This is a genomic window from uncultured Neglectibacter sp. (assembly GCA_937958185.1).
Classification (GTDB): domain Bacteria; phylum Bacillota; class Clostridia; order Oscillospirales; family Acutalibacteraceae; genus Acutalibacter.
Genome location: CALFFN010000022.1, coordinates 68,344 through 90,026 on the forward strand (window position 1 = coordinate 68,344; position 21,683 = coordinate 90,026).

The 21,683-nt window shown below is 55.6% G+C and carries 22 protein-coding genes, 1 tRNA gene and 1 pseudogene; 7 read left to right on the forward strand and 17 right to left on the reverse strand.

Features of this window, described 5'->3' with window-relative positions; genetic code table 11:
• The first annotated feature begins 492 nt into the window (after positions 1-492).
• The 6 genes and pseudogenes from AB8996_RS07215 (at position 493) to AB8996_RS07240 (ending at position 4,906) form a co-directional block, all read left to right on the forward strand.
• A complete protein-coding gene (locus AB8996_RS07215; RefSeq protein WP_369298304.1) occupies positions 493-1,560 on the forward strand; it encodes an RING finger protein in 1,068 nt (355 codons plus the stop codon).
• A 205-nt stretch (positions 1,561-1,765) separates the two neighbouring features.
• Positions 1,766-2,050 (forward strand): annotated as a pseudogene (gene rpsF, locus AB8996_RS07220) (30S ribosomal protein S6); the annotation flags it as partial.
• A 187-nt stretch (positions 2,051-2,237) separates the two neighbouring features.
• Complete coding sequence (locus tag AB8996_RS07225) at positions 2,238-2,702, forward strand: single-stranded DNA-binding protein (RefSeq protein ID WP_369298305.1); 465 nt, start codon at positions 2,238-2,240, stop codon at positions 2,700-2,702.
• A gap of 42 nt (positions 2,703-2,744) precedes the next feature.
• Entirely contained in the window at positions 2,745-2,996 is a 252-nt protein-coding gene (rpsR, locus tag AB8996_RS07230) for a 30S ribosomal protein S18 (protein WP_369298306.1), read from the forward strand.
• A gap of 202 nt (positions 2,997-3,198) precedes the next feature.
• Positions 3,199-4,029, forward strand: coding sequence for a methyltransferase domain-containing protein (locus AB8996_RS07235; protein WP_369298307.1), 831 nt, complete (start codon positions 3,199-3,201; stop codon positions 4,027-4,029).
• A 112-nt stretch (positions 4,030-4,141) separates the two neighbouring features.
• Positions 4,142-4,906: a phosphoribosylaminoimidazolesuccinocarboxamide synthase gene (locus AB8996_RS07240; protein WP_369298308.1), complete on the forward strand. Its 765-nt coding sequence runs from the start codon at positions 4,142-4,144 to the stop codon at positions 4,904-4,906.
• Between the two features lie 1,012 nt (positions 4,907-5,918).
• Here the strand turns inward: AB8996_RS07240 and AB8996_RS07245 are convergent.
• The 17 genes from AB8996_RS07245 to AB8996_RS07325 form a co-directional block, all read right to left on the reverse strand.
• Positions 5,919-6,003, reverse strand: a tRNA-Leu gene (locus AB8996_RS07245).
• Positions 6,004-6,130: 127 nt separating this feature from the next.
• The gene (locus AB8996_RS07250) at positions 6,131-6,478 is read right to left on the reverse strand and encodes a type II toxin-antitoxin system PemK/MazF family toxin (protein WP_369298309.1); all 348 of its coding nucleotides are present in this window, start codon (positions 6,476-6,478) and stop codon (positions 6,131-6,133) included.
• Positions 6,479-6,630: 152 nt separating this feature from the next.
• Positions 6,631-7,920 (reverse strand): Gfo/Idh/MocA family protein, encoded by a 1,290-nt coding sequence (locus AB8996_RS07255; RefSeq protein WP_369298310.1) that lies wholly within the window; start codon positions 7,918-7,920, stop codon positions 6,631-6,633.
• 19 nt (positions 7,921-7,939) lie between these two features.
• A complete protein-coding gene (locus AB8996_RS07260) occupies positions 7,940-8,470 on the reverse strand; it encodes an NUDIX domain-containing protein (RefSeq protein WP_369298311.1) in 531 nt (176 codons plus the stop codon).
• Between the two features lie 12 nt (positions 8,471-8,482).
• Positions 8,483-9,757, reverse strand: a complete 1,275-nt coding sequence (gene purD, locus AB8996_RS07265; RefSeq protein WP_369298312.1) for a phosphoribosylamine--glycine ligase — start codon at positions 9,755-9,757, stop codon at positions 8,483-8,485.
• A gap of 12 nt (positions 9,758-9,769) precedes the next feature.
• Entirely contained in the window at positions 9,770-10,093 is a 324-nt protein-coding gene (locus AB8996_RS07270) for a hypothetical protein (RefSeq protein WP_369298313.1), read from the reverse strand.
• A 314-nt stretch (positions 10,094-10,407) separates the two neighbouring features.
• Complete coding sequence (locus tag AB8996_RS07275) at positions 10,408-11,583, reverse strand: phosphoribosylaminoimidazolecarboxamide formyltransferase (RefSeq protein ID WP_369298314.1); 1,176 nt, start codon at positions 11,581-11,583, stop codon at positions 10,408-10,410.
• A 47-nt stretch (positions 11,584-11,630) separates the two neighbouring features.
• Positions 11,631-12,065: an N-acetyltransferase family protein gene (locus tag AB8996_RS07280; protein ID WP_369298315.1), complete on the reverse strand. Its 435-nt coding sequence runs from the start codon at positions 12,063-12,065 to the stop codon at positions 11,631-11,633.
• Between the two features lie 21 nt (positions 12,066-12,086).
• Entirely contained in the window at positions 12,087-12,797 is a 711-nt protein-coding gene (locus AB8996_RS07285; protein ID WP_369298316.1) for an IMP cyclohydrolase, read from the reverse strand.
• 23 nt (positions 12,798-12,820) lie between these two features.
• Positions 12,821-13,447: a phosphoribosylglycinamide formyltransferase gene (gene purN, locus AB8996_RS07290; RefSeq protein WP_369298317.1), complete on the reverse strand. Its 627-nt coding sequence runs from the start codon at positions 13,445-13,447 to the stop codon at positions 12,821-12,823.
• Positions 13,441-14,475, reverse strand: a complete 1,035-nt coding sequence (purM, locus tag AB8996_RS07295) for a phosphoribosylformylglycinamidine cyclo-ligase (protein WP_369298318.1) — start codon at positions 14,473-14,475, stop codon at positions 13,441-13,443. Before purM ends, purN begins: the two co-directional genes overlap by 7 nt.
• Before the next feature lie 82 nt (positions 14,476-14,557).
• Positions 14,558-15,790 carry an aminopeptidase gene (locus AB8996_RS07300; RefSeq protein WP_369298319.1) on the reverse strand — a complete coding sequence of 411 codons (1,233 nt, stop codon included), beginning with the start codon at positions 15,788-15,790 and terminating at the stop codon, positions 14,558-14,560.
• Positions 15,791-15,861: 71 nt separating this feature from the next.
• Positions 15,862-16,362, reverse strand: a complete 501-nt coding sequence (gene purE, locus AB8996_RS07305; protein WP_369298320.1) for a 5-(carboxyamino)imidazole ribonucleotide mutase — start codon at positions 16,360-16,362, stop codon at positions 15,862-15,864.
• 113 nt (positions 16,363-16,475) lie between these two features.
• A complete protein-coding gene (locus AB8996_RS07310; RefSeq protein WP_369298321.1) occupies positions 16,476-16,802 on the reverse strand; it encodes a hypothetical protein in 327 nt (108 codons plus the stop codon).
• 258 nt (positions 16,803-17,060) lie between these two features.
• Entirely contained in the window at positions 17,061-17,990 is a 930-nt protein-coding gene (locus AB8996_RS07315) for an SPFH domain-containing protein (RefSeq protein ID WP_369298322.1), read from the reverse strand.
• A 21-nt stretch (positions 17,991-18,011) separates the two neighbouring features.
• Positions 18,012-18,455, reverse strand: coding sequence for an NfeD family protein (locus AB8996_RS07320; protein WP_369298323.1), 444 nt, complete (start codon positions 18,453-18,455; stop codon positions 18,012-18,014).
• 254 nt (positions 18,456-18,709) lie between these two features.
• Positions 18,710-20,737 carry a right-handed parallel beta-helix repeat-containing protein gene (locus AB8996_RS07325; protein WP_369298324.1) on the reverse strand — a complete coding sequence of 676 codons (2,028 nt, stop codon included), beginning with the start codon at positions 20,735-20,737 and terminating at the stop codon, positions 18,710-18,712.
• Between the two features lie 222 nt (positions 20,738-20,959).
• Between AB8996_RS07325 and sfsA the strand changes: the two genes are divergently transcribed.
• Complete coding sequence (sfsA, locus tag AB8996_RS07330; RefSeq protein WP_369298325.1) at positions 20,960-21,637, forward strand: DNA/RNA nuclease SfsA; 678 nt, start codon at positions 20,960-20,962, stop codon at positions 21,635-21,637.
• Positions 21,638-21,683 lie beyond the last annotated feature (46 nt).

The following is a 21,683-nucleotide window of genomic DNA, read 5'->3' on the forward strand; positions in this document are numbered from 1 at the left end:
TTCTCCTGCGGAGAACCGCCTTTTTTCATATTCTCCAGGATACACTGCCATAAGGAGATGACGCTTCCTTTCATATCCAGTATCCAGCGTCTAGTGTCCAAAAAGGTACACCGCCATCTTAAGGAAAAAATTCTTTTACTTATGGTCGGGAAACACATTTTCCAATTGCACCCAGCAGCTTCACGTTTGCCGAATGGACGGAAAAAAGACTTTGCGGTATGCAATACCGCAATTCTCCTGCGGAGAACCACCTTTTTTCATATTCTCCAGGGTACACTGCCATAAGGAGATAACGCTTCCTTTCATATCCAGTATCTAGTATCCAGCGTCTAGTATCCAAAAAGGTACACTGCCATCAATGCGAAAAAGGCTTCGCTGCCAGTGCAAATTATTAACAATCTGAAAATTCCTGCCGGGTATCGTTGCGATTTGAGAAAAATCGTGTACAATAGACGTTAGACAAATCTCGTAGGAAAAGGAATGGCTTTTGTTATGCTGGATTACAATGGCATAAAATGCCCCGTCTGCGGCGTCCCCTTCCGGGAAGAGGACGATGTTGTGGTCTGCCCGGAATGCGGCGCGCCCTATCACAGGGAATGCTATCATCAGGCTGGGGAATGCATTTTTGAAGACCTGCACCGCACAGGAGAAGAATGGACGCCGCCGGCGGAAAAGCAGCCGCCCTCCCCTGCGGATTCGGAGATCAAGGACAGGGAATGCCCCAGCTGCGGGCTTCTAAACGCCCACAGCATGACGTTCTGCTCCCGCTGCGGCGCTTACCTGCTGCCGCCCTATCAGCAGCAGCCCCCGGAAGCTCCCAAAGAAAACAGGCAGGGTTCCCCGACTGCGCCGCCCTTTACGCCCCAGCCCCCTGTCCGTCCGGGGTCTTCCTTTGGCGGCAGGTCGTCCCCTTTTTACTATGACCCCATGGGCGGGGTCAGCCCGGCAGACGAGCTGGAAAAGGGCGTGACCTTTGGGGACGCTTCCAAGCTGGTGCGGACCAACACCAATTATTATATGCCTGTGTTCCGCTATATCAAACAGACGGGCAGAAATAAATTCAATTTCTGCGCTTTCCTGTTCTCCGGGGCGTGGATGCTGTACCGAAAGCAGTACAAATACGGCGCGTTCGTCACCTCTCTGATGTTCGTGCTGTACCTTGCCTATCAGGGCTCCATGCTGCTGGTCTCCTACCCCACCATGACGGCGCTGGCGACCCAGCTGGGCTACGATCCCACTCAAATGTACCTCTTCACCGAGGAGCAGTACATGGCGATCTCTACGCTGGCAATGCAGAGCTCGTGGGATATGCTCAAAATTTCTCTGCCGTTTCTGATTCTGGTGCTGATCCTTGTCTGCATGATCGTAATTGGTGTGCGCGGCAATAAAATGTACCTGAACCACTGCGTTGCCACGGTCCGGGAGGTCAACGCCCAAAGCGCTACCGGAGACCCCAATATGACACTGCAAGCCTGCGGCGGCGTCAATTCCATGGCTTCCCTGTGCGTTGCCATCGCGTACTTTGTCCTGCGCACCATTCTCATGCTGCTGCCGCTGTAGCCGTGAAAATAGCAAGAAAAAGACGAAGAGCCTGCAAATTGCAGGCTCTTTTTTTCAATTTTTCTTGACTTTGGGCGGATTTGTGGTACAATAGTAGAGCTGTCCAAGGGAAAATTTGGACAGAACGGAGTTTCAAAACAAGCTCCTTGCTCCGTGACAAACTCAATTACACGGGGCCAAAAGACCAGAAGGAGGTGCAATACTAATGGCAGATGGAAAGAACCTGTACGAGACCGTCATCGTCACTTCCGCCAAGCTTGGCGAGGAGGGCAACGCGGAGCTCGTAGAAAAGTTCAAGGCTCTCATCGAGAGACATGGCGGTACTGTGCAGAGTGTTGACGATTGGGGGAAGCGCCGCTTCGCCTATCCCATTCAGAAGCAGACCGAAGGGTACTACACCCTGCTGAACTTTGAGAGCGACCCGGAATTTACCGCGGAGCTGGACAGACGGTATCAGATCACCGACGGCATCCTGCGCACACTGATCGTGAAGCGCGACCCCCGTCATCTGAATGCCCAGAAGCCTCAGAAGCCCCAGGCTGAAGAGACCGCCGACGCGGAGCCTGCCGCAGAGGAAGCTGTAGAAGCCGCCCCTGTGGAGGAAGCCCCCGCGGAAGCTGTGGAAGCCGTTTCCACCGAAGAATAATTCCGCTGTTTAGGAAAGCGAGTGCCTGATTATGCTGAACGTAGCCGCTATTATGGGTAGGCTCACCGCCGACCCGGAACTGAAAAACACACAATCCGGTGTGTCCGTCACCAGCTTCACTCTTGCGGTGGACCGCTCCTATGCCAAAGCCGGCACGGAGCGCCAGACCGATTTTATCAATGTGGTGGCTTGGCGCAGCACGGCGGAGTTTGTGTGCAAGTATTTTACAAAAGGACAGATGATGGCTGTTTCCGGTCCCATTCAGACCAGAAACTACGAGGACAAAAACGGCAACAAGCGTACCGCCTTTGAAATCGTAGCCAACGATGTCAGCTTTACCGGTTCCAAGCGGGAAAGCGGCGGTTCGGCAGGATCATCGTATGAAAGCGCTCCCGCAGCGCAGAGACCGGCTTTTTCGGAGCCTGCCCCTGCCTATTCCAGCGGAAGCAATGAAGATTTTGAGGAAATTCTGGGCGACGACGATCTGCCCTTCTAAGGTTTCCTCAGGGAAAATTTTTGACAAGGAGGCTTTTAGGCTATGGCTGATAGACCCGAAAGAGACGTTCGCCGGGGTGGCCGCAAGGGGCGCAAAAAGGTTTGCGCTTTCTGCGTGGACCGCGCGGATTTCATCGACTACAAGGATGTTGCAAAGCTGCGCCGTTTCATCTCCGAGAGAGGAAAGATTCTCCCCCGCCGCGTGACCGGCACCTGCGCGTATCATCAGCGTGCGCTGACAGTGGCAATCAAGCGCGCCCGTCATCTGGCGCTGCTGCCTTACACCAGCGACTGATAACGTCACCAGGCAAGGGCTTCCCGGAAAACCGGGAAGCCCTTTTTCTATATTGTGTTGGAAAACACCGGCGCCAGTCCTGTGCCAATCTCAAAATTGAGTTTCAATTCTACCCTCGGTTGAATCCTGCGCCTTGTTCAAAAATCAAGTGATACTCCCATCATTCCCTTTGTGTTATACTAGCTTTAAAAGGGGTGATAAGATGGACGATCGGATCGGCAAAAATATTCATGCGCTGCGCAAGCAGCAGGAGCTGACCCAGGAGGAATTGGCAGAGATGGTAAGGGTGTCGTTTCAAGCCGTTTCAAAATGGGAAAATGGAAATTCATTGCCGGATATTTCCGTCCTGCCGCTGCTCGCGAATGTTTTACATTGCAGCATCGACCAACTGATGGGCTATGCCGCAGAGCGGAAACGCATCACCGATTACGAGGAGCGTTACAAAGCTGAGGGATATTATTGGGGCGTGCAGCCATCGCAGATGTGCTATGAAGTGATGAAGCTGTGCCCGCCGGTAACCCCTTTACGTCTGCTGGACGTTGCCTGCGGCGAGGGGAAAAACGCCGTATTTTTCGCCCGCAACGGCTATCATGTCACCGCTTTTGACGCGGCAAAGCTAGGGCTGGACAAAGCAAAGCGTCTTGCCGAAAAAGCCCGCGCAGAGGTCAATTTTTTCCAGGCAGACTTACGGGATTTCCGGCTGGACAGCGATTTTGATATCGTGTTCTGCTCTGGTTCCCTGCACTATATCCCGCAGGAACTGCGGCGGGAAATTCTGGAAAATTACCAGGCGCACACAGCGGATTCCGGTCTGCACGCGCTGAACGTTTTCGTGCGGAAGCCTTTCCTTGTCAGCCCCTCGGATTTGCGGGAAGGTCGCTATAAGTGGGTATCCGGCGAGCTTTTCTCTTACTATGCCGATTGGCTCATCGCGCATTGCGAGGAGAAAATCTTTGATTGTATGAGCGGCGGCTCTCCCCATAAGCACTGCATGGACACCCTGTACGCGATCAAACAAAAAACTGCGGTATAAAGGAGAAAAACATGGAAAAAATCATTTCCGGGAAAGTCAGGGAAGTCTACGATGTGGGGCAGGACCGTCTGGTAATCGTCGCCACGGACAGAACTCGGCATTCGATGTCATTTTGGAATCTGTCATAAAGGACAAAGGGATCGTGCTTACGCAGATATCCAATTTCTGGTTTGACTTTACCCGCAATATCGTTCCAAACCACATTCTTTCCACCGAGCTTTCCGATATGCCCGCTCCGTTTTGTCAGCAACCAGATCAGTATAAAAACCGCACCGTCCTTGTAAAGAAGCTGAAAATGCTGCCTTATGAGTTTATTGTGCGGGGATATATGTTCGGCAGCTTACGGAAGGAATATGCTGCGGCAACCGGAACATACTGCAAAGAGACGATAGACGGGGAATATCAGCTTGCAGAAAAGCTGTCCGCACCGATCATTACCCCCGCGGCAAAGAACTGCGCCGGACACGATGAGAATATCACGCGGGAAAGGCTGCGCCGGGAATTGGGCGCAAGAGAAGCTGACAAAATCTGCGAAATATGCCTGTGTCTTTATAAGGTCTGTTCGGAATACGCCTTGCAAAGGGGCATTATTATCGCGGATACCAAATTTGAATTTGGGTATGATGAAAACGGCACGCTGACCTTGGGCGATGAAATTTTCACGCCGGATTCCAGCCGCTTCTGGGCAGCAGAGGAATATCAGGTCGGCGTTTCTCCCAAGTGCTTTGATAAGCAGTTCGTGCGGGACTGGCTGATAGAACATAAATTAAATGGGGTCGAACCCGGACCGAAGCTGCCGGACGAAATTGTATCGGCAACAGCCGCACTCTATCAGGAGTGCTGTCGGCGGCTCATCGGAAAGACTGTAGGTCCCTAGCCCTGTCTATCTCAAATTGAGAAGCAAAAGGTATATGTTTTGGAGCGTTTTTGCCGCGAAAAGACATCTCAGCAAAAACAAAGCGGAGAGCCGGCTTTTGCAGCCGACCCTCCGTTTTTTCACGAAATATTATGCCCCCCGTTTCAATCGAAAGGTCAATCCATCGTATTTCTGTCCATCGACCTCCCGCGTTCCGATGTTGCGGTTGCACTCCTGAAAGCCCAGTGTACCAAAAATAAGTGGTCCTTTGCCCTTTAACCGAAAAAACTTGTTAGCGAACAGGTTGCCGTTAAAAGCTCGCGCTTGCAAGGGCTTAGGCAACGTGAGCGTGAGTTTTTTCGGGAAGGAGCGGCAGCTCGAAAGGCGAACGCCGCATTTTGCGCAGAAAAATGTGGCAAGCCACAAGAGCTGGTCGCGACGCGCGCCCGAACAGGACAGAAAACTCCTTCGCTGCGCTCAGCAGTTTTCCTGAAGTTTTCCTGTGGAAAACTTTTCTTATTTATATTGCAGGTTCAAGCCCTGTGCACCAAAAAATGAATGCCCTTTGCCCTTTAACCGAAAAAACTTGTTAGCGAACAGGTTGCCGTTAAAAGCCCGCGCTTGCAAGGGTTTAGGCAACGTGAGCGTGAGTTTTTTCGGGAAGGAGCGGCAGCTCGAAAGGCGAACGCCGCATTTTGCGCAGAAAAATGTGGCAAGCCACAAGAGCTGGTCGCGACGCGCGCCCGAACAGGACAGAAAACTCCTTCGCTCCGCTCAGCAGTTTTCCTGAAGTTTTCCTGCGGAAAACTTTTCTTATTTATATTGCAGGTTCAAGCCCCGTGTACCAAAAATAAGTGGTCCTTTGCCCTTTAACCGTGAAAGATTGGTAGCGACCAAATCGGCGTAAAAACGGCGCGTTTACAAGCCGTTAGCCGATGGGAGCGTGATCTTTCACGGGGAGGAGCCGCAGACGAGCGCAACAGGCGGCATTTCTGCAAGAAATGTCGCCGCAAGAGCGAGCCTTGCGGCGACGTGGTGCACCCGACAGGACTTGAACCTGCATGCCTCGCGGCATTGGAACCTAAATCCAACGTGTCTGCCAATTCCACCACGGGCGCGTTTCCTGCTCTATTATAAATCACCCTGCGGGAAACCGCAAGAGGGATTTTTTCCGCAGACAAAAATGGCGGCGTACAGTAAAAACTGTACGCCGCCGGCTTTGTTCCATTCGCTGTGACGGGCTGCCTATGTAGGCAGCCCCAAGCTGATGGAAATTGCCTGATTGACACGGTTCATAGAGCTGCTGTCAAGCCGCCCCATCTTTTCTTTCAGCCGGTGCTTGTCGATGGTGCGCACCTGCTCCAGCAGGACCACGGAATCCTTCAGCAGCCCGGTATTTTCCGCATTGACCTCAATATGGGTAGGCAGGTTTGCCTTATCGTGCTGGCTGGTGATCGCCGCGGCGATCACCGTCGGACTGAACTTATTGCCCACATCGTTCTGCACGATAAGCACCGGGCGGACGCCGCCCTGCTCGGAACCGACCACAGGGCTCAGGTCTGCATAGTAAATATCTCCTCGATGGACTATCACGGTCGTACCTTCCTCTCTCCTGCTCAGGCGTTTTACTCATAGTTTTGCCTGACTTTGGGAGATTTAATCAAATCGCTGGAATTTTTTGAGCACACAGCACGTACTCATTCCCAGTTTATAACGGAAGGTCCCTTTTTGTTCCACCAAGCTGCTTATTTTCCGTTTTTGAAGCTTTCCAGGTCGATGACTTTGCCGCCGTTCAGGCGGGACTCTTCCGCCGCCAGCGCGATGAAATGGCTTTCCATGGAATTTTCCAGCGTAGTGGTGCGCTCGGTCGCTTCCCGCTCGTTTAAGAGCATATCCAGGAAATCGGAAACGATGCCGCTGTCGCCGCCGCCGTGCCCTTTCAAATCGGAAGCAAGGGCTCCCACGTCGATGGTCTCCTCTGGCTTTCCAAATTCCCGGACATGGATCACGTTGGAGATCATGTCCGCCTCGATCTCCCCTTTCGTGCCCATGGCTTTGAAATAACGGTAGCAGCTTTCGGTAAAGGCGCACATGGTAAAGCTGATGGTGGAACCGTCCTCCATGAGAAGGTTGGTCTGCTGATGGTCCACCACGTCGTTGTCGCAATGGTAAACGCAGCGTCCGTAAGGTCCGTTTTTCAGCGCTTCATAGGTGCTTTCCACCGTGTTCTCCACGCTGAGGATCGAGGTGATCCAGTTGTCGGCATGGGCAGCCCTGCCGGTTTTCGGGCTGGTGATGTAAATTTTTTCCGCGTCGAAAATGCAGCTTTCCTTTGCCTTGCAGCCGCCCAGGCAGTAAGGGGTAGCTCCCTCCGGCGCGCATTCCTTCTTAAAGAGGTGAGTGCTGCCGATAGAGGAAACGGACTTGCACTTTTTGCCTGTGAGCCAGGTCAGGATATCCATATCGTGGCAGGATTTCTGCAGGATCATGGGGCTGGTTTCCTTGGAATTGCGCCAGTTGCCCCGGACAAAGGAATGCGCCTGGTGCCAGTAGCCCACGTTTTCATTAGCGCAGATGGTGACCACGTCACCAATGCGCCCGCTGGAAATCAAGTCTTTCAGGGTGTTGTAGAACGTGGTATACCGCAGCACATGGCAGACGATGATCTTGCCGGGACAGTCCTTTGCCACGTCAAGAATTTCCCGGCACTTGTCCAGCTCCGGGGAGATGGGCTTTTCCATCATGATGTTGTAGCCCTTTTTCAGGGCGGGAATAGCATGCCCCACATGCTGGCGGTCCATGGTGGACACCACCATCACGTCGGCAAGCTTTTCGTGCTCCAGCATTTCTTCCCCGGACGAAAAACAGTTTTCCTCCGGGATATCGTACAATTCCTTTGCCTTTTGCACTTTTGCGGGGTTCAGGTCGGCTACGGCGACCACTTTCATCTTGTCCGGGAACAGCTTCTGCATGGACGCATAGGTGCTGCCCCGGTCCCCAAATCCGCAGATGGCAAATGTAATAGGTGCTTTCATACTGCATAACTCCTTCTTGTTACAATTTTAATACAGCCTGTTCCTGCCCCATAAAGCGCAGGAACGCGGACTGATAATCTTTCAAGTGTTCCGTCAGGGAGGGCGGGAACAGCCCTTCCTCCACCATCTGGGTAAACTCCCAGAAGCTCACCCATTTCGCGTCACAGGTCTCCCCTTTTTGGAACCGCACATCTTCCAGTGCAACGTCCAACCGGACGCCGTAATCCCGCCCCAGATAGGGGTGCGCGCGGGAAGCGCCCAAAAATACCAGCTGTTTTTCAGAGACGGAAATGCCCGTCTCCTCCTGAAGCTCCCGAATGACGGCGTGCTCCGGCGTTTCTCCCGCCTGTACGTGACCCGCAGGGTTTTCCCACTTTCCGGGAGCATAGCTCTTTTCCAGGCTCCGCTTTGTCAGGAATATCCTGCCGCCGCTGTCCTGGAGCCATATCCCCACGGCGAGGCGGTATTCCCCCTCTCCCATGGGCGTTTCCCTGTCCACGACTTTGCCTGTAGGGGCGCCGTCTTTGTTGTAAACGTCGATTTTCTCCATACGGCGCTCCCCTTACTTACAGCTTAGCGCCCGCCTGCCGATATCCCTGCGGTACATGGCGCCCTCAAAGCTGATTTTCCCCACAGCGGCATAGGCGTTTTGCAAAGCCTTTTCCAGCGTTTCTCCCCGGGCGGTCACGCCCAGCACACGCCCGCCGTTGGTATAAAATTTCCCGTTTTCCAGCTTGGTCCCGGCGTGGTAGACGGTCGCTCCCTCGATTTGCCCGTCACCGTCCAGCCCCTTGATTTCAATGCCCTTGGGATAGCTGCCGGGATAGCCGCCGCTTGCCATGACCACGCAGGCACAGGGCTCCGGCGACCATTTGATGGTAAGCTCGGACAGGCGCTCCTCCGCCACGGCAGTGACGATCTCCGCGAAGTCCGTTTCCAGCCGGGGCAGAATGACCTGGGTTTCCGGGTCGCCGAACCGGGAATTGTACTCGATGACCTTGGGTCCATCGGGAGTGAGCATGAGCCCGAAATACAGGCAGCCCTTGAATTTCCGTCCTTCGGCGTTCATGGCGTTCACAGTGGGCAGGAAAATCTTCTCCATGCACTCCGCCGCGATCTCCTCTGTATAAAAGGGATTGGGGCTGACTGTGCCCATGCCGCCGGTATTGGGTCCTTCATCATTATCGTACGCGCGCTTGTGGTCCATGGAGGAAACCATGGGCTTTATGGCGGTCCCGTCCGTAAAGGCGAGCACGGTCACCTCGGGTCCGGTGAGAAATTCCTCCACCACCACCTGGTTGCCGGAATCGCCAAACAGCTTATCCTCCATAATGGAATGCACAGCTTCCTGCGCTTCCGTTTCGTTCTGGGCAATGATAACGCCCTTGCCCAGCGCCAGACCGTCCGCTTTGATGACCACGGGATATTTGCCCCGCTCCCGAATGTACGCCATGGCGTCCCCCGGACGGGAAAACACCTCGTATTCCGCTGTGGGAATGCCGTACCGCTTCATCAGGTTTTTGGAAAACACCTTGCTGGCTTCGATCTCCGCGGCTTTGGCATTGGGACCAAAGCAGGGAAATTCCGGCTCCAAAAAGTCTACCATACCGGCGGCAAGAGGGTCGTCCGGGGCAACGAATACAAAGTCCACCTGTTGTTCCCGGGCAAGCGCCCGAATGCCTTCCTTGTCCATAGCGCCCACAGGGAAGCATTTCGCGTCCTTTGCGATACCGCCGTTGCCCGGGGCGCAAAGGAGCTCGCTGACCAGCGGGCTTTCCTTTAATTTCCGCACGATGGCGTGTTCTCTGCCGCCGCTTCCGACCACTAAAATCTTCATAGCGTTTTCCCCTTATTTCTGATATTTTTCCGGCATCAGGGCAATGTCCTGCACCATGTCGCCGTTTATGAGCCTGACGGTGTTCTTTTCCTCCACCTTGAGCCAGTTCCCCTCAACGGCAACGATGCGCCCATTCACGGCAAACGTGCTGTTGAACATCATAACGGTGCACATTTTTCCCAGAAATTCCTGTAACAGTTCGGTGGGCATTTTCCTGCGCCCTCCTTTTCTTTTCTTTTGCAAATGCAGCGTGATCCATTGTCTGCGGCGGCGGTCAGGAAGAAACAGAAGCAAGAACAGCAGCGGCAGCCAGACGACGATCCACCAGTGTTGCATACGAATCTCCCTCCCCCGTTTTCTAACAACTAAGGACTAATCAAGGTATGTCAAGCGCAGCACGGCATAACCGGGCGCGAAAATCGCCGCCACTTCTAAATTTGCGAGGGATTTTTGATGCACGGCAAGAAGCAGGGGCGCAGGCAATACTAAGGTATGTCAAGCGCAGCACGACGCAGCCAGCCGCGAAAATCACCGCCACTTCTAAATTTGCGTGGGATTTTTGATGCACGGCAAGAAGCAGGAGCGCAGGCAATACCAAGGTATGCCGAGCGACTGCGACACCGCCGGGCGCAAAAATCACCGCAAAGAGCTTAGTGGTGGAACAGGCGGATCCCTGTGAAAGCCATGGCAATACCATACTTGTCGCAGACCTCGATCACGTTGTCGTCCCGAATGGAGCCGCCGGGCTGGGCGATAAATTCCACGCCGCTCTTTCTGGCGCGCTCAATGTTGTCGCCAAAGGGGAAGAAAGCATCGCTGCCCAGCGCCACGCCGGACATGGTATCCAGCCACGCGCGGCGTTCTTCCCGGGTAAAGGGTTCCGGCTTCTCCGTGAAGAAGTTCTCCCACTGACCGTCCGCCAGCACGTCCATGTGCTCGTCGGAAATGTACACGTCGATGGTGTTGTCCCGGTCGGGGCGGCGAATGTCCTTCTTAAAGGGCAGGTTCAAAACCTTGGGGCACTGGCGCAGGTACCAGTTGTCCGCCTTGTTTCCGGCAAGGCGGGTGCAATGGACGCGGCTCTGCTGCCCCGCACCCACGCCGATCGCCTGCCCGTTCTTCACGTAGCAGACGGAATTGGACTGGGTATATTTCAGGGTGATGAGCGAAACCACCAGATCGCGCTTGGCTTCCGGGGTCAGGGTCTTATTTTGGGTGGGCAGTTCCGCGAGAATGCTTTCGTCGATTTTCAGCTCATTCCTGCCCTGCTCAAAGGTAATGCCAAACACGTCCTTGTGCTCAATGGGCGCGGGGACATAGCTTTCGTCGATCTGTACCACGTTGTAGTTTCCCTTGCGCTTGGTTTTCAGGATTTCCAGCGCCTCGTCCGTGTAGCCGGGGGCGATCACGCCGTCGGAAACCTCCCGGGCAAGGAGCGTGGCGGTTTCTTTATCGCACACCTCGGAAAGCGCCGCCCAGTCGCCGTAGGAGGACATTCTGTCGGCTCCTCTTGCCGCCGCATAGGCGGAAGCAATGGGAGACAGCGTGAGATCGTCCACAAAATAGATTTTCTTCAGCGTGTCGGAAAGGGGCACGTACACCGCCGCGCCTGCCGGGCTGACGTGCTTGAAGGAAGCCGCCGCGGGCAGCCCAGTGGCCGCTTTCAGTTCCTTTACCAGCTGCCAGCTGTTAAACGCGTCCAGAAAATTGATGTAGCCGGGCTTGCCGTTTAACACCGTCACAGGCAGCTCGGAGCCGTCCTTCATAAAGATTTTGGAAGGCTTCTGGTTGGGGTTGCAGCCGTACTTTAAGGTCAGTTCGTTCATATCGATCGCTCCTTCATAAAGTTGTATTTTTATAGACAAGCTGGAAGTTATAACATTTTCTCCATGACGATTTCATCTCCGTCACGTTCACCGGTCAGAGAGAAACCCATTTTCTCATACATGCTTTTTGCAGCTTCGTTGCCGTCAATATAGCATAAGACAACTTTATCATATCTGCCATCAGCTTTCATACGCTCCAAAATCTGCTGTGACGCTTCCGTTCCAAAGCCCTTTCCCTGATAGCGTTCATCGATAAAAAGCTGACTGAAATTATAAGCGCCCAGCTCCTCACAGTCATAATACAGCGCCATTCCCACGGGAACATCACCGTCATATATGACATATGCGCGGCTTCTGTGTTCCCGATACGCGTAAGCCCTTGCCAGCAATTTCATAGCGTCGGAGACAAAGCGCCTTTGCGTCTCTGAAACTCTAAGATCCTCTCTCCAGTTTTCAGGACCTGCCGTTTCCAGTCTGAGCATGGTTTTTCTCTGCCTTTCCGCTTATCCGTTCTTATTGACGATCCGGGTCTCGGCTTTGCCGGTGGCGAGGTCGATGTACCGCACAAACAGGGAAACCTTGTTGTCCTCATTGAGAGCGTTCCAGACCTTTTCCGTAAAGGTGTCGATATCGCCGGAAAGCGTGACGGGGGTGGGCTCACCCTCAAAGGAGGGCACCGGGTCGCCGTCGCCCTGATAGGTGTGGATAAAATGCCCCAGGCCGGGCTTTGCGGCATACTCGAAGAACTGGCGCTGGGCATATTTCTCATCGCCGTCGGTGCTTTTCAGAATGGACAGCTTGTAGGAATATTCCCCTTTGCCGTATTCCAGAATGCCGGAAATTCGGGGGGTGAAAATAGGCGGGTCAGGCTCAAAGGTACGGGTGCGCAGAGCGTCCTCAAAGGTTTTCCCCGCCTGCAGGAAATCCGCAATAGTGTCGGTCTGGTCGCCGTTTGTGACGATCATGCCGCCGTCAAACATACGCACAGGGAAATAAATGACCAGCGACGGGTCGGAAAGCAGCGCCGGGTCAAATGCCCTGGTCCGCAGATTCTCCCCCTCGCTTTCAAACACGCGGTTCCGGGAATTTACGCTGCGCCCCATGATGAAATAGGCTGTCACAGCGCATTTCCCGTCCTCGCTTTTGCCGATGACGATCCCCCGTCCGGGATAGGTGTTGGAGCGAAGCTCCTCATAAAGATTTACAGCTTTCATAAATCATACCTTCCTTTCGCATTTTACCGATTTCTATGTACCACACCGTTTTCCACGGTAAGCCTGCCCTCGCAGAACAGGGAGACCGCCTGTGGCAGTAGCTTCCATTCCGCTTCCTCCATCACCCGGCGCTGCAGGGTCTCCGGGGTGTCTCCCTCTTTCACCTCCACAGCCTTTTGCAGCACGATGGGTCCGCCGTCGCAGACCTTGTTGACAAAATGGACCGTAGCGCCGGTGACCTTCACCCCTCTTTGCAGCACGGCTTCATGGACATGGAGCCCATAATAGCCCTTGCCGCCAAAGGACGGCAGCAGCGCCGGGTGGACATTCAAAATGCGGTTCTCGAAAGCGCGGACAAAATTCTCTCCCGTGATGGTCAGGAAGCCTGCCAGCACCACCAGCTCTACCCCCCGCTCGTTCAAAGCGTCGATCAGCGCCTGACTGTAGGTATCTACATCCGGGTAGTCCTTCCGGCTCAGGGAAATTGCTTCAATGCCCGCCCGCTTTGCCCGTTCCAGCGCAAAAGCGTCGGCACGGCTGGAAATCACCACGCGGATCGCGCCGTTTTTGATCTCTCCGGCATTCTGGGCGTCGATGAGTTTTTGCAGGTTTGTGCCGCCGCCGGACACCAGCACACCGATAGCTACCACAGCACGACCCCCTCATCTCCGGGAACGACCTCGCCCAGGATCACCGCTTTTTCGCCGGCGCTTTCAATGGCGGAGACAGCCGCCTGCGCCGTTTCCTTGGACACTGCCATGCACAGACCGATCCCCATGTTAAAGGTGTTGTACATATCGTGCTCCGGGATATTGCCCACCTGCTGCAGCAGCGGGAAAATGGGCAGCACGGGAATAGCCGCCTTTTCCACCTTTGCCGTCAGCCCCTCTGTCATCATGCGGGGGATATTTTCATAAAAACCGCCGCCGGTAATGTGGGAAATCGCCTTGACGTCTGCTTTTTCAATAGCGGCAAGGACAGCCTTGACGTAGATCCTGGTGGGGGTCAGCAGCGTTTCGCCCAGGGTGCCGCCCAGCTCGTCATAATGTCGGCTCACGTTTGTCTCGTCCAGCCCAAACACCCGGCGCACCAGCGAAAAGCCGTTGGAGTGCACGCCGGAGGAGCACACGCCCACAAGCACGTCCCCTGCCTGCAGCCTGCTGCCGTCGATGGCTTTGGGCTTGTCCACCAGACCTACGGTGAACCCGGCAAGGTCGTAATCGTCCTCAGGCATCATGCCCGGGTGCTCAGCGGTCTCGCCGCCGATCAGGGCGCAGCCCGCCTGAACGCAGCCCTCCGCCACGCCAGCCACGATCTGCGCGATTTTTTCCGGGAAGTTTTTCCCGCAGGCGATATAGTCCAGAAAGAACAGGGGCTTCGCCCCGCAGCAGATCACATCGTTGACGCACATGGCGACGGCGTCGATCCCGATGGTGTCGTGCTTCTGGAGCAGCATGGCGACCTTCAGCTTGGTGCCTACCCCGTCGGTGCCGGACACCAGCACAGGCTCCGTCATGCCGGAAAAATCCGGGGCAAACAGCCCGCCGAAGCCGCCGATCCCCGAAACCACCCCGGGGATCATGGTGCGCTTTACGTGCTCCTTCATCAGCTCTACCGAGCGGTAGCCCGCCGTAACGTCTACGCCCGCCGCCTTATAGCTGTCGCTGTAGCTTTTCATTGCAGCATCTCCTTACCGTTTTCTTTTGAGAGCATATCGAAAGGCAGCGCCGATAGCTCGGCGTTGCCTGAGAATGGTGCGCTTAAATTGCCCAGTTGCCGTTTTGGAAGATCTGAACCTTCTTCCCGTCCCTGGTATAGCCGGTGACGTTCAACTCCTTGGAGCCTACCATGAAGTCCACATGAATGATGGAATCGTTGATGCCCTTTGCCTTGATCTCCTCGTCGGTCATGTTCTCGAAGCCCTCCAGGGTCTCGTTGAAGCCCATGCCCAGCGCCACGTGGCAGGCGGCGTTCTCATCAAACAGGGTATTGTAGAACAGAATGCCGGAATTGGAAATGGGGGAATCGTCCGGCACCAGGGCAAGCTCGCCCAGCATACAGGCGCCTTCGTCCATCTTTATCATGTGCTCCAAAAGCTCCTGCCCCTGCTCGGCTTTCACGGAAACCGCCTTGCCGTTTTGGAAGGTGACGGAGAATTTGTCGATCAAATTGCCCTGATAGGACAGGGGCAGCGTGGCGACCAGCGTACCCTCGCACTTGCCGCGCATGGGGGAAATAAAGACCTCCTCGGAGGGCATATTGGGATTGTAGGAAACGCCGGTGGTCTGCAGGGTGTCGCAGCCGCCGTGCCAGTTTGTCCCGGGAATGAGCCAGCACTTGAAGTCCGTGCCGTTCTTGCTTTCGTAATGGAGGTAGTCGAGATTCAGGGAATTGAGTTTCTCGCATTTTTCCCGCAGGTTCTTGTTGTGCTTGTCCCACTCGGCAACGGGGTCGTTGTCCTCGGTGATCCGCACGGTCTGCAGAATCGCGTTCCACAGCTTCTCCACCGCCACGCTGGTGCGGTCATTGGGGAACACCTTCTTCGCCCACTTCTTGGAGGGCACCGCCACGATAGTCCACTGATATTTGGTGTCCATTGCCGTGCGGAAGGGCTTCATGACCTTGCCCCGGGCGGCGCTGGACTTTTGCAGCTTGCCGATGTTCACGCCCTTGAGCCCGTCCGGGTCGGAGGAGTCAATATGTATCATGGCGGGCAGGGTGTCTACCATGTGCTGCATTTTTGCCTTTTCCCATTCCTCCACGCGAGAGAGCTGGGTCAGGGTCTCGTGGCGGTAGTGGAGCTTTGACACGGTCTGGTCGCCCCAGTTCACCATGACCCACTTTGCCCCGGCGCGGTAGGCTTCCTCTACCACCATTTCGGCAAATTCGTGCTGGTCTACCTGAGCGGAGATCACGCAGCCCTGCCCCTTTTGCAGGTTCACGCCGCTTCTCACCGCCAGCTTGGCATACTTTCTCATAATGGACTTTTTCATAGCTTTTCCTCTTTTCTCCGGCAGGGGTCCCGCCGGGACAAAATATGTGAAGGGTCAAATAACTTCCAGTGTTACAGCTCCAGCAGCTTTTCCTGAAGCGCCGCGTCCTTTTTTGCCACGCCGGCTTCCATCTCCCGCTTCATTTCCGTAAGCTTTTCCTGAAGCGCCGGATCGGAAAGCGCCAGCATCTGGGCGGCTAAAATGGCGGCGTTGTCCGCGCCGTCAATGGCGACTGTGGCAACGGGAATGCCGGAGGGCATCTGCACCGTGGCAAGCAGCGCGTCCAAGCCGTCCAGCGTGGAGGACTTCACCGGGATACCGATCACCGGCAGCGTGGTATGGGCCGCCAGCACACCAGCCAGATGAGCGGCTTTTCCTGCGGCGGCAATGATGACGCCAAAGCCGTTTCCCACGGCGTTTTTGGAAAATTCCGCCGCTGCCGCCGGGGTGCGGTGGGCGCTCATCACATGGGCTTCCACGGGAATGCCAAGGCTTTTCAGCCGCTTGACCGTCGGGGCGACCACGGGCAGGTCGCTGTCGCTGCCCATAATAACTGCAACCTTTTTGCACATATCTACTGACCACGATCCTTTCTCTGCTTGTCTAAGCTGCTTTTCCTTTCGGCAGCGCCGAAGTTCAGCTTTTTGCTATCCGGCAGAAACCTATAACAATTTTCTGCTTTCGGCTAATTCCAGCACCAGTCCGTGCCGTCTTCCAGTTTGAAATACATATGCTTCACGCCCAGCACCCGCTGGAAAAGCTCTACCACGGCGTCGCCGAATGCGGAGCTGCTTTCAGGGGACGCGGAACCATAGATCATGGCTTTCACCATGGCGATCGGGGTCTCCTGTTCCCCGCCGAACCAGAGGCGGCAATGGTCGGTAAAGGAGATCATCAACGCGCCCTCGCTTTTCCCGGGGATCAGGGAGATCAGGCGGCCGAGCTCTGTTTTCAGCTCCAATTCCTGCGCCGGGGTGATCTCGCAGCTTGCTTTTACATCGAGAAAGGGCATTTTAAGCACATCCTTTTTCCAATTTTTCAGCATTCCTATCATAGCATGAATTTCCGGGAACGGCAAGCCCCGCGCGCCTTTGTCTCCCCCGCGAAACAGGAAAATTTTTGCCGCTTTCCGCCGGAACTTTTGGCGATTTTGCGCCCTGCCCCAGCTTCCCTCAAAAAAGCTCCTTTCCCCCCGCTGCGCTCAAATCAGCTCAGCATAAGAAAAAAGCTGCCGGGAGAAGCTCCTGGCAGCTTTTCGTTTGACAAAGCTTTATTTCTTCTGGGCGGTGTCACCGTCCTTCATCAGCTCTTTCAGGGAGACCGCCAGACCGGCAAGCCCCTGGATGTCTGAGGGAATAATGATCTTGGTGGCTTTGCCGTCCGCCGCCTTTTCAAAGGCTTCCAAACTCTTCAAAGCGATCACGGGCTCCGTGGGGTTTGCCTCGTTCATCAGCTTGACAGCTTCCGCCCTTGCCCGCTGGACGGTGAGCACGGCTTCCGCTTCGCCCTGTGCTTCCCGAATTTTCGTTTCCTTTACGGCTTCCGCCCGCAGCACAGCGGATTCTTTTTGACCTTCCGCAATCAGGATAGCGCTGCGCTTTTCGCCCTCCGCGTCCAGAATCTTCGCGCGGCGTTCCCGCTCCGCCTTCATCTGCTTTTCCATGGAATCCTGAATTTCCGCAGGGGGAATGATATTCTTCAGCTCCACGCGGTTCACCTTGATGCCCCACGCGTCGGTGGCTTCGTCCAGGATCACCCGGATTTTGGAGTTTATCACGTCGCGGGAGGTGAGGGTGTGGTCCAGCTCCATGTCGCCGATGATATTCCGCAGGGTGGTGGCGGAAAGGTTCTCAATGGCGGAAATGGGATTTTCCACGCCGTAGGCATACAGCTTGGGGTCGGTGATCTGGAAATACACCACCGTGTCGATCTGCATGGTGACGTTATCCTTGGTGATGACGGGCTGGGGCGGGAAGTCGATGACCTGCTCCTTCAGGCTCACCCTTTTGGCGATACGGTCAAAGAAGGGGATCTTGATGTGCAGCCCCGTGCCCCAGGAGGCGTGGAACGCGCCCAAACGCTCCACCACAAAGGCGTGCGCCTGGGGAACGATCTTGATGTTGGCAATGATCACCGCCAATATGAATACGACCAGCGCCACTACTACAAAAATTCCAGCAAAAGCTTCTAATCCGGGCATAACGATTCTCCTCTCTTTTCTTCACGCTTTTTGGTGCGTGTGCTCCCAGCGCACCATGAGCTTTACACCCTCGATGCGCTCCACTGTAACGGTCTCCCCTTTGGGGATCACCGCGCTTTCCTCAACGGATCGGGCAGCCCAACTGTTCCCCAGCACGCTCACCCTGCCGGTCGCCAGCAGATTGTTGATATCCTCCGTGACCACGGCGCTGCGCCCCAGCACCATGTCGGCATTGGTACGCTCCTTCTTTCCCTTCTGGAACCGCTTGACCAGCGGGCGGGTCAGAACCAGCGCCAGCGCGGACACCACGAGGAACAGCGCGACCTGCAGCCCCACGGAGCCTCCCGCCATGCTGGCAATCAGCGCCGCCAGACCGCCGGGCACGAACCAGATGGATACCAGTGCCGGGAGCAGCCCTTCGACGATAGCCGCCAAAATGGTCACGCCCAGCCAGACGAACTCCATTCTCATTGGAATATTTCCCCTTTCCCATTTCCTACTTAGAAACGGTACTTGACTATGTCTAAGCGCCTCGGCGCAATCTGATTGGAGAAGCCCGGTGCTTTTTCCGCAGGAAAAAGAGAAACGCTGCGCGTTTCAGGGGTTCTCTCTGATGATCGTATCGCGATCATTATACTCTATTCCGTGGGAAAACGCAAGATACGTCAGAAATCTGACAGAATTTACCGAATGAAAGAGAAACCGTTCCTTTCAAGCGTTTAGAACAGCGCCTGCCCCGCTTCTTCTGCCGAAGCAAAGGGACCGGGCAGGGGCGTTACGCCCCTGTGAGCGCCGAAATAGTCCCGGTCGAATACGATGGGAGAGCCGTCCGGGTTCTCAAATTTCTGCTCCGGCTCAAACGCCATACCCAGAGCTTCCGTGGAGATAGCAGGCGCGGAAATTTCCGGCAAATGGTCGTACAGATCGGTTTTCAGACTGTATTTGCCGTCCTGCTCCGTGAGCTCCAGGGAAACGGTATCCTGGGAAACCGCGAAATTCTTCTCCGTGTCGCAGGGCTTTGCGCCGTTAAAGAAGGTGTTGCCCCCCGTCCACACGGGCAGGTGCATATAATAGCGGTCGCTGGGGGCAGAGCCCATACCGCAGTAGCCCTCAAATTCTTTATCCCACTGCTCAAAGGTGGGATAGCCGTTATAGGGGAAGGTGCCGGCGGTGACGTTTCCGTCGTCCCAGCTGCTTTCCCCCATATCCTCCGCCATTTTCAGCAGCGCCGGGTGTACCTGCCGCTGCACGAAAATATTGTTGTAGAACCGCATGTCTCCATGGAGGAAGGTCATGAAGCCTGCCACCTCCGTGCGGTGCTGCACATGGTAGGGCGTGTACCGGGGGGACGCTAAGGTTTTCGCGCCGTTGTCCGTGCCGACGCCCACAGCGGTAAAGCTGCCACCGATCAAATTGTGCACCACAGCCACGCCCTGGCACGCCAGCTTCAGGGAGCGGGTTGACAACAGCAGGTTGTTGTCGATCAGGGTCGGACCGTGGGAGACCTCCACAAAAATGTCCTCCCCGATCCCCTGGAAGGCGCTGGGGTCAGGCTGTCCCTGGACCTGCTCCAGATTGGGCAGGGTGTTGTGGTGGAACAGGTTCTGGGTCACCCGGGTGCCCTGCGCCTGCCAGTCCAGCCACAGCCCGCGGGTGCAGTGGTGAATGTGGTTGCGGCGGTAGATCACGTCGATGGCGGCGTGCATTTTGATACCGCCGATCTCCGCCCCGGCAAGGTTCTGCTTGTTGTTGATATGGTGAATATGGTTGTCTTCAATGATGGAAAACACACCGCCCAGATGCCCCACGATGCCGGTCTGCCCGCAGTCGTGGATATTGCAGCGGCGAATGATATGGGAGCCGATGTTTTCCTTTGTCCAGCCCTCCCGCTGCGCCTGGCAGATACACTCCCGCTCGGTCTGGGTGCCGTCCTTATATTTCTGGTGGAGCCACTTGTTGTCGTTCCCCTCCTGCCGGTACTTTCCCAGGGAAATGCCGGAGCATTTGGAGTCGGATATCTCGCAGTCCTCAATGATCCAGCCCTTTGCCCAATGGGGTCCCACCATGCCCTCCTGATAGGCGGTGGGCGGCGCCCACTGGGTGGCGGCCTGCTTCACCGTAAAGCCGGACAGCGTAATATAATTTTTCCCGGTCACGGCAGGGTAAAAGCAGTTGCGCCGGACATTTATTTCCACATTTTCCTCGTTGGGGTCCTTGCCGTGGAAATTGGCATAGAGCACGGTATCGCCGCCGTCCTGCTCGGTGTACCAGCGGTAGACGGTAAATTCCGGGTCCCATGACGCATGGAAAACCTCCGGGCGCAGCACGCCCTCCAGCGTTTCCGCTTCATAGAGGGACTTGCCGTTTAAGTACACCTCGCCGGTGTGGAAGGGCTTTTCGGGCACGTACCAGTCCCCCTCCAGCAGAGTGGTATAGGGATTATATGCGCCGAACAGCCCGTTGGAAATGCGGGCGACCCAGACGTCCCCCTCGTACCGCTTCCAGCACTTGACCGGCTCCGCGCCGGTGATGACTGCTTTCCCCTGCTCCACAGAGCGGTAGGTGATGCGCTTTTCTTCCGATTCTCCTCCATTTTGCGGGTCGACCCATTCCCGGTACACGCCGGGCAGCACCAGCACCGTATCCCCGGCTTTGGCGACCTTTGCCGCCTGGGAAATGGTCTGGTAGGGGGCTTCCTTCGTGCCGTTCCCGTTTCGGGCAGCGGCAGCAGATACATAGATTTCCATAGAATTCCTCTCCGTTTCCTTGCTCTTTTCCGAGCAGATATGCTAAAATGATCGCAAGGCGGTTCCCTTTTGCAGTTTGGCTGAAAAGGCGTCACTGGCTTTCCCGGTACAGAGCAGGGACGCGCGCCCGGCGCAGCCGCAAAAGCACCGACCTTCTATCGTTTATTATAATTCACTCCGCCCTGCGGGGCAAGACTTATCTTATATTTTCTGGAGGCTTTCATGACCTATCAAACCGTGCTGCCCGGAGTTTTTCTTTCCCGCCCCAACCGTTTCATCGCCCACGTGGAAATTGCCGGGGAAGTCTGCGTCTGCCATGTGAAAAACACCGGGCGCTGCAGGGAGCTGCTGACGCCCGGCGCAAGGGTATATGTGGAGGAAAGCGGCAATCCTGCCCGCAAAACAAAATACGACCTTATCGCCGTGGAAAAGGGAAAGCTTCTCATCAATATGGACAGCCAGTCCCCCAACAAAGCCGCCGGGGAATTTCTGCCCAAGCTCCTGCCGGACCTTACCCTTTTGCGCCCGGAAACCGTCCACGGGGATTCCCGGTTCGACTTTTACGCCGAAACGGGCTCCGGGGAGAAATGGTTCATCGAGGTAAAGGGCGTGACGCTGGAGGAAAACGGCGTCGCCCGCTTCCCGGACGCCCCCACCCAGCGGGGCGCAAAGCACCTGCACGGCTTATGCCGCTGTGTGGAGGAGGGTTACCGTGCCGCCGCGCTGTTTGTGATACAAATGAAGGGCGTCACCCGGTTCGAGCCCAATGACGCCACCGACCCGGCTTTTGCCGCCGCCCTCCGGCAAGCCGCCGAACGGGGCGTGAAACTTCTCGCCTATGACTGCCTTGTCGCCCCGGGTTCCATGGTGATCGACCAGCCGGTGAAAATTAGACTTTAGTATTTAGTTGTTAGTTGTTAGAAAGGGCAAAAACCGTCTAAAAAAG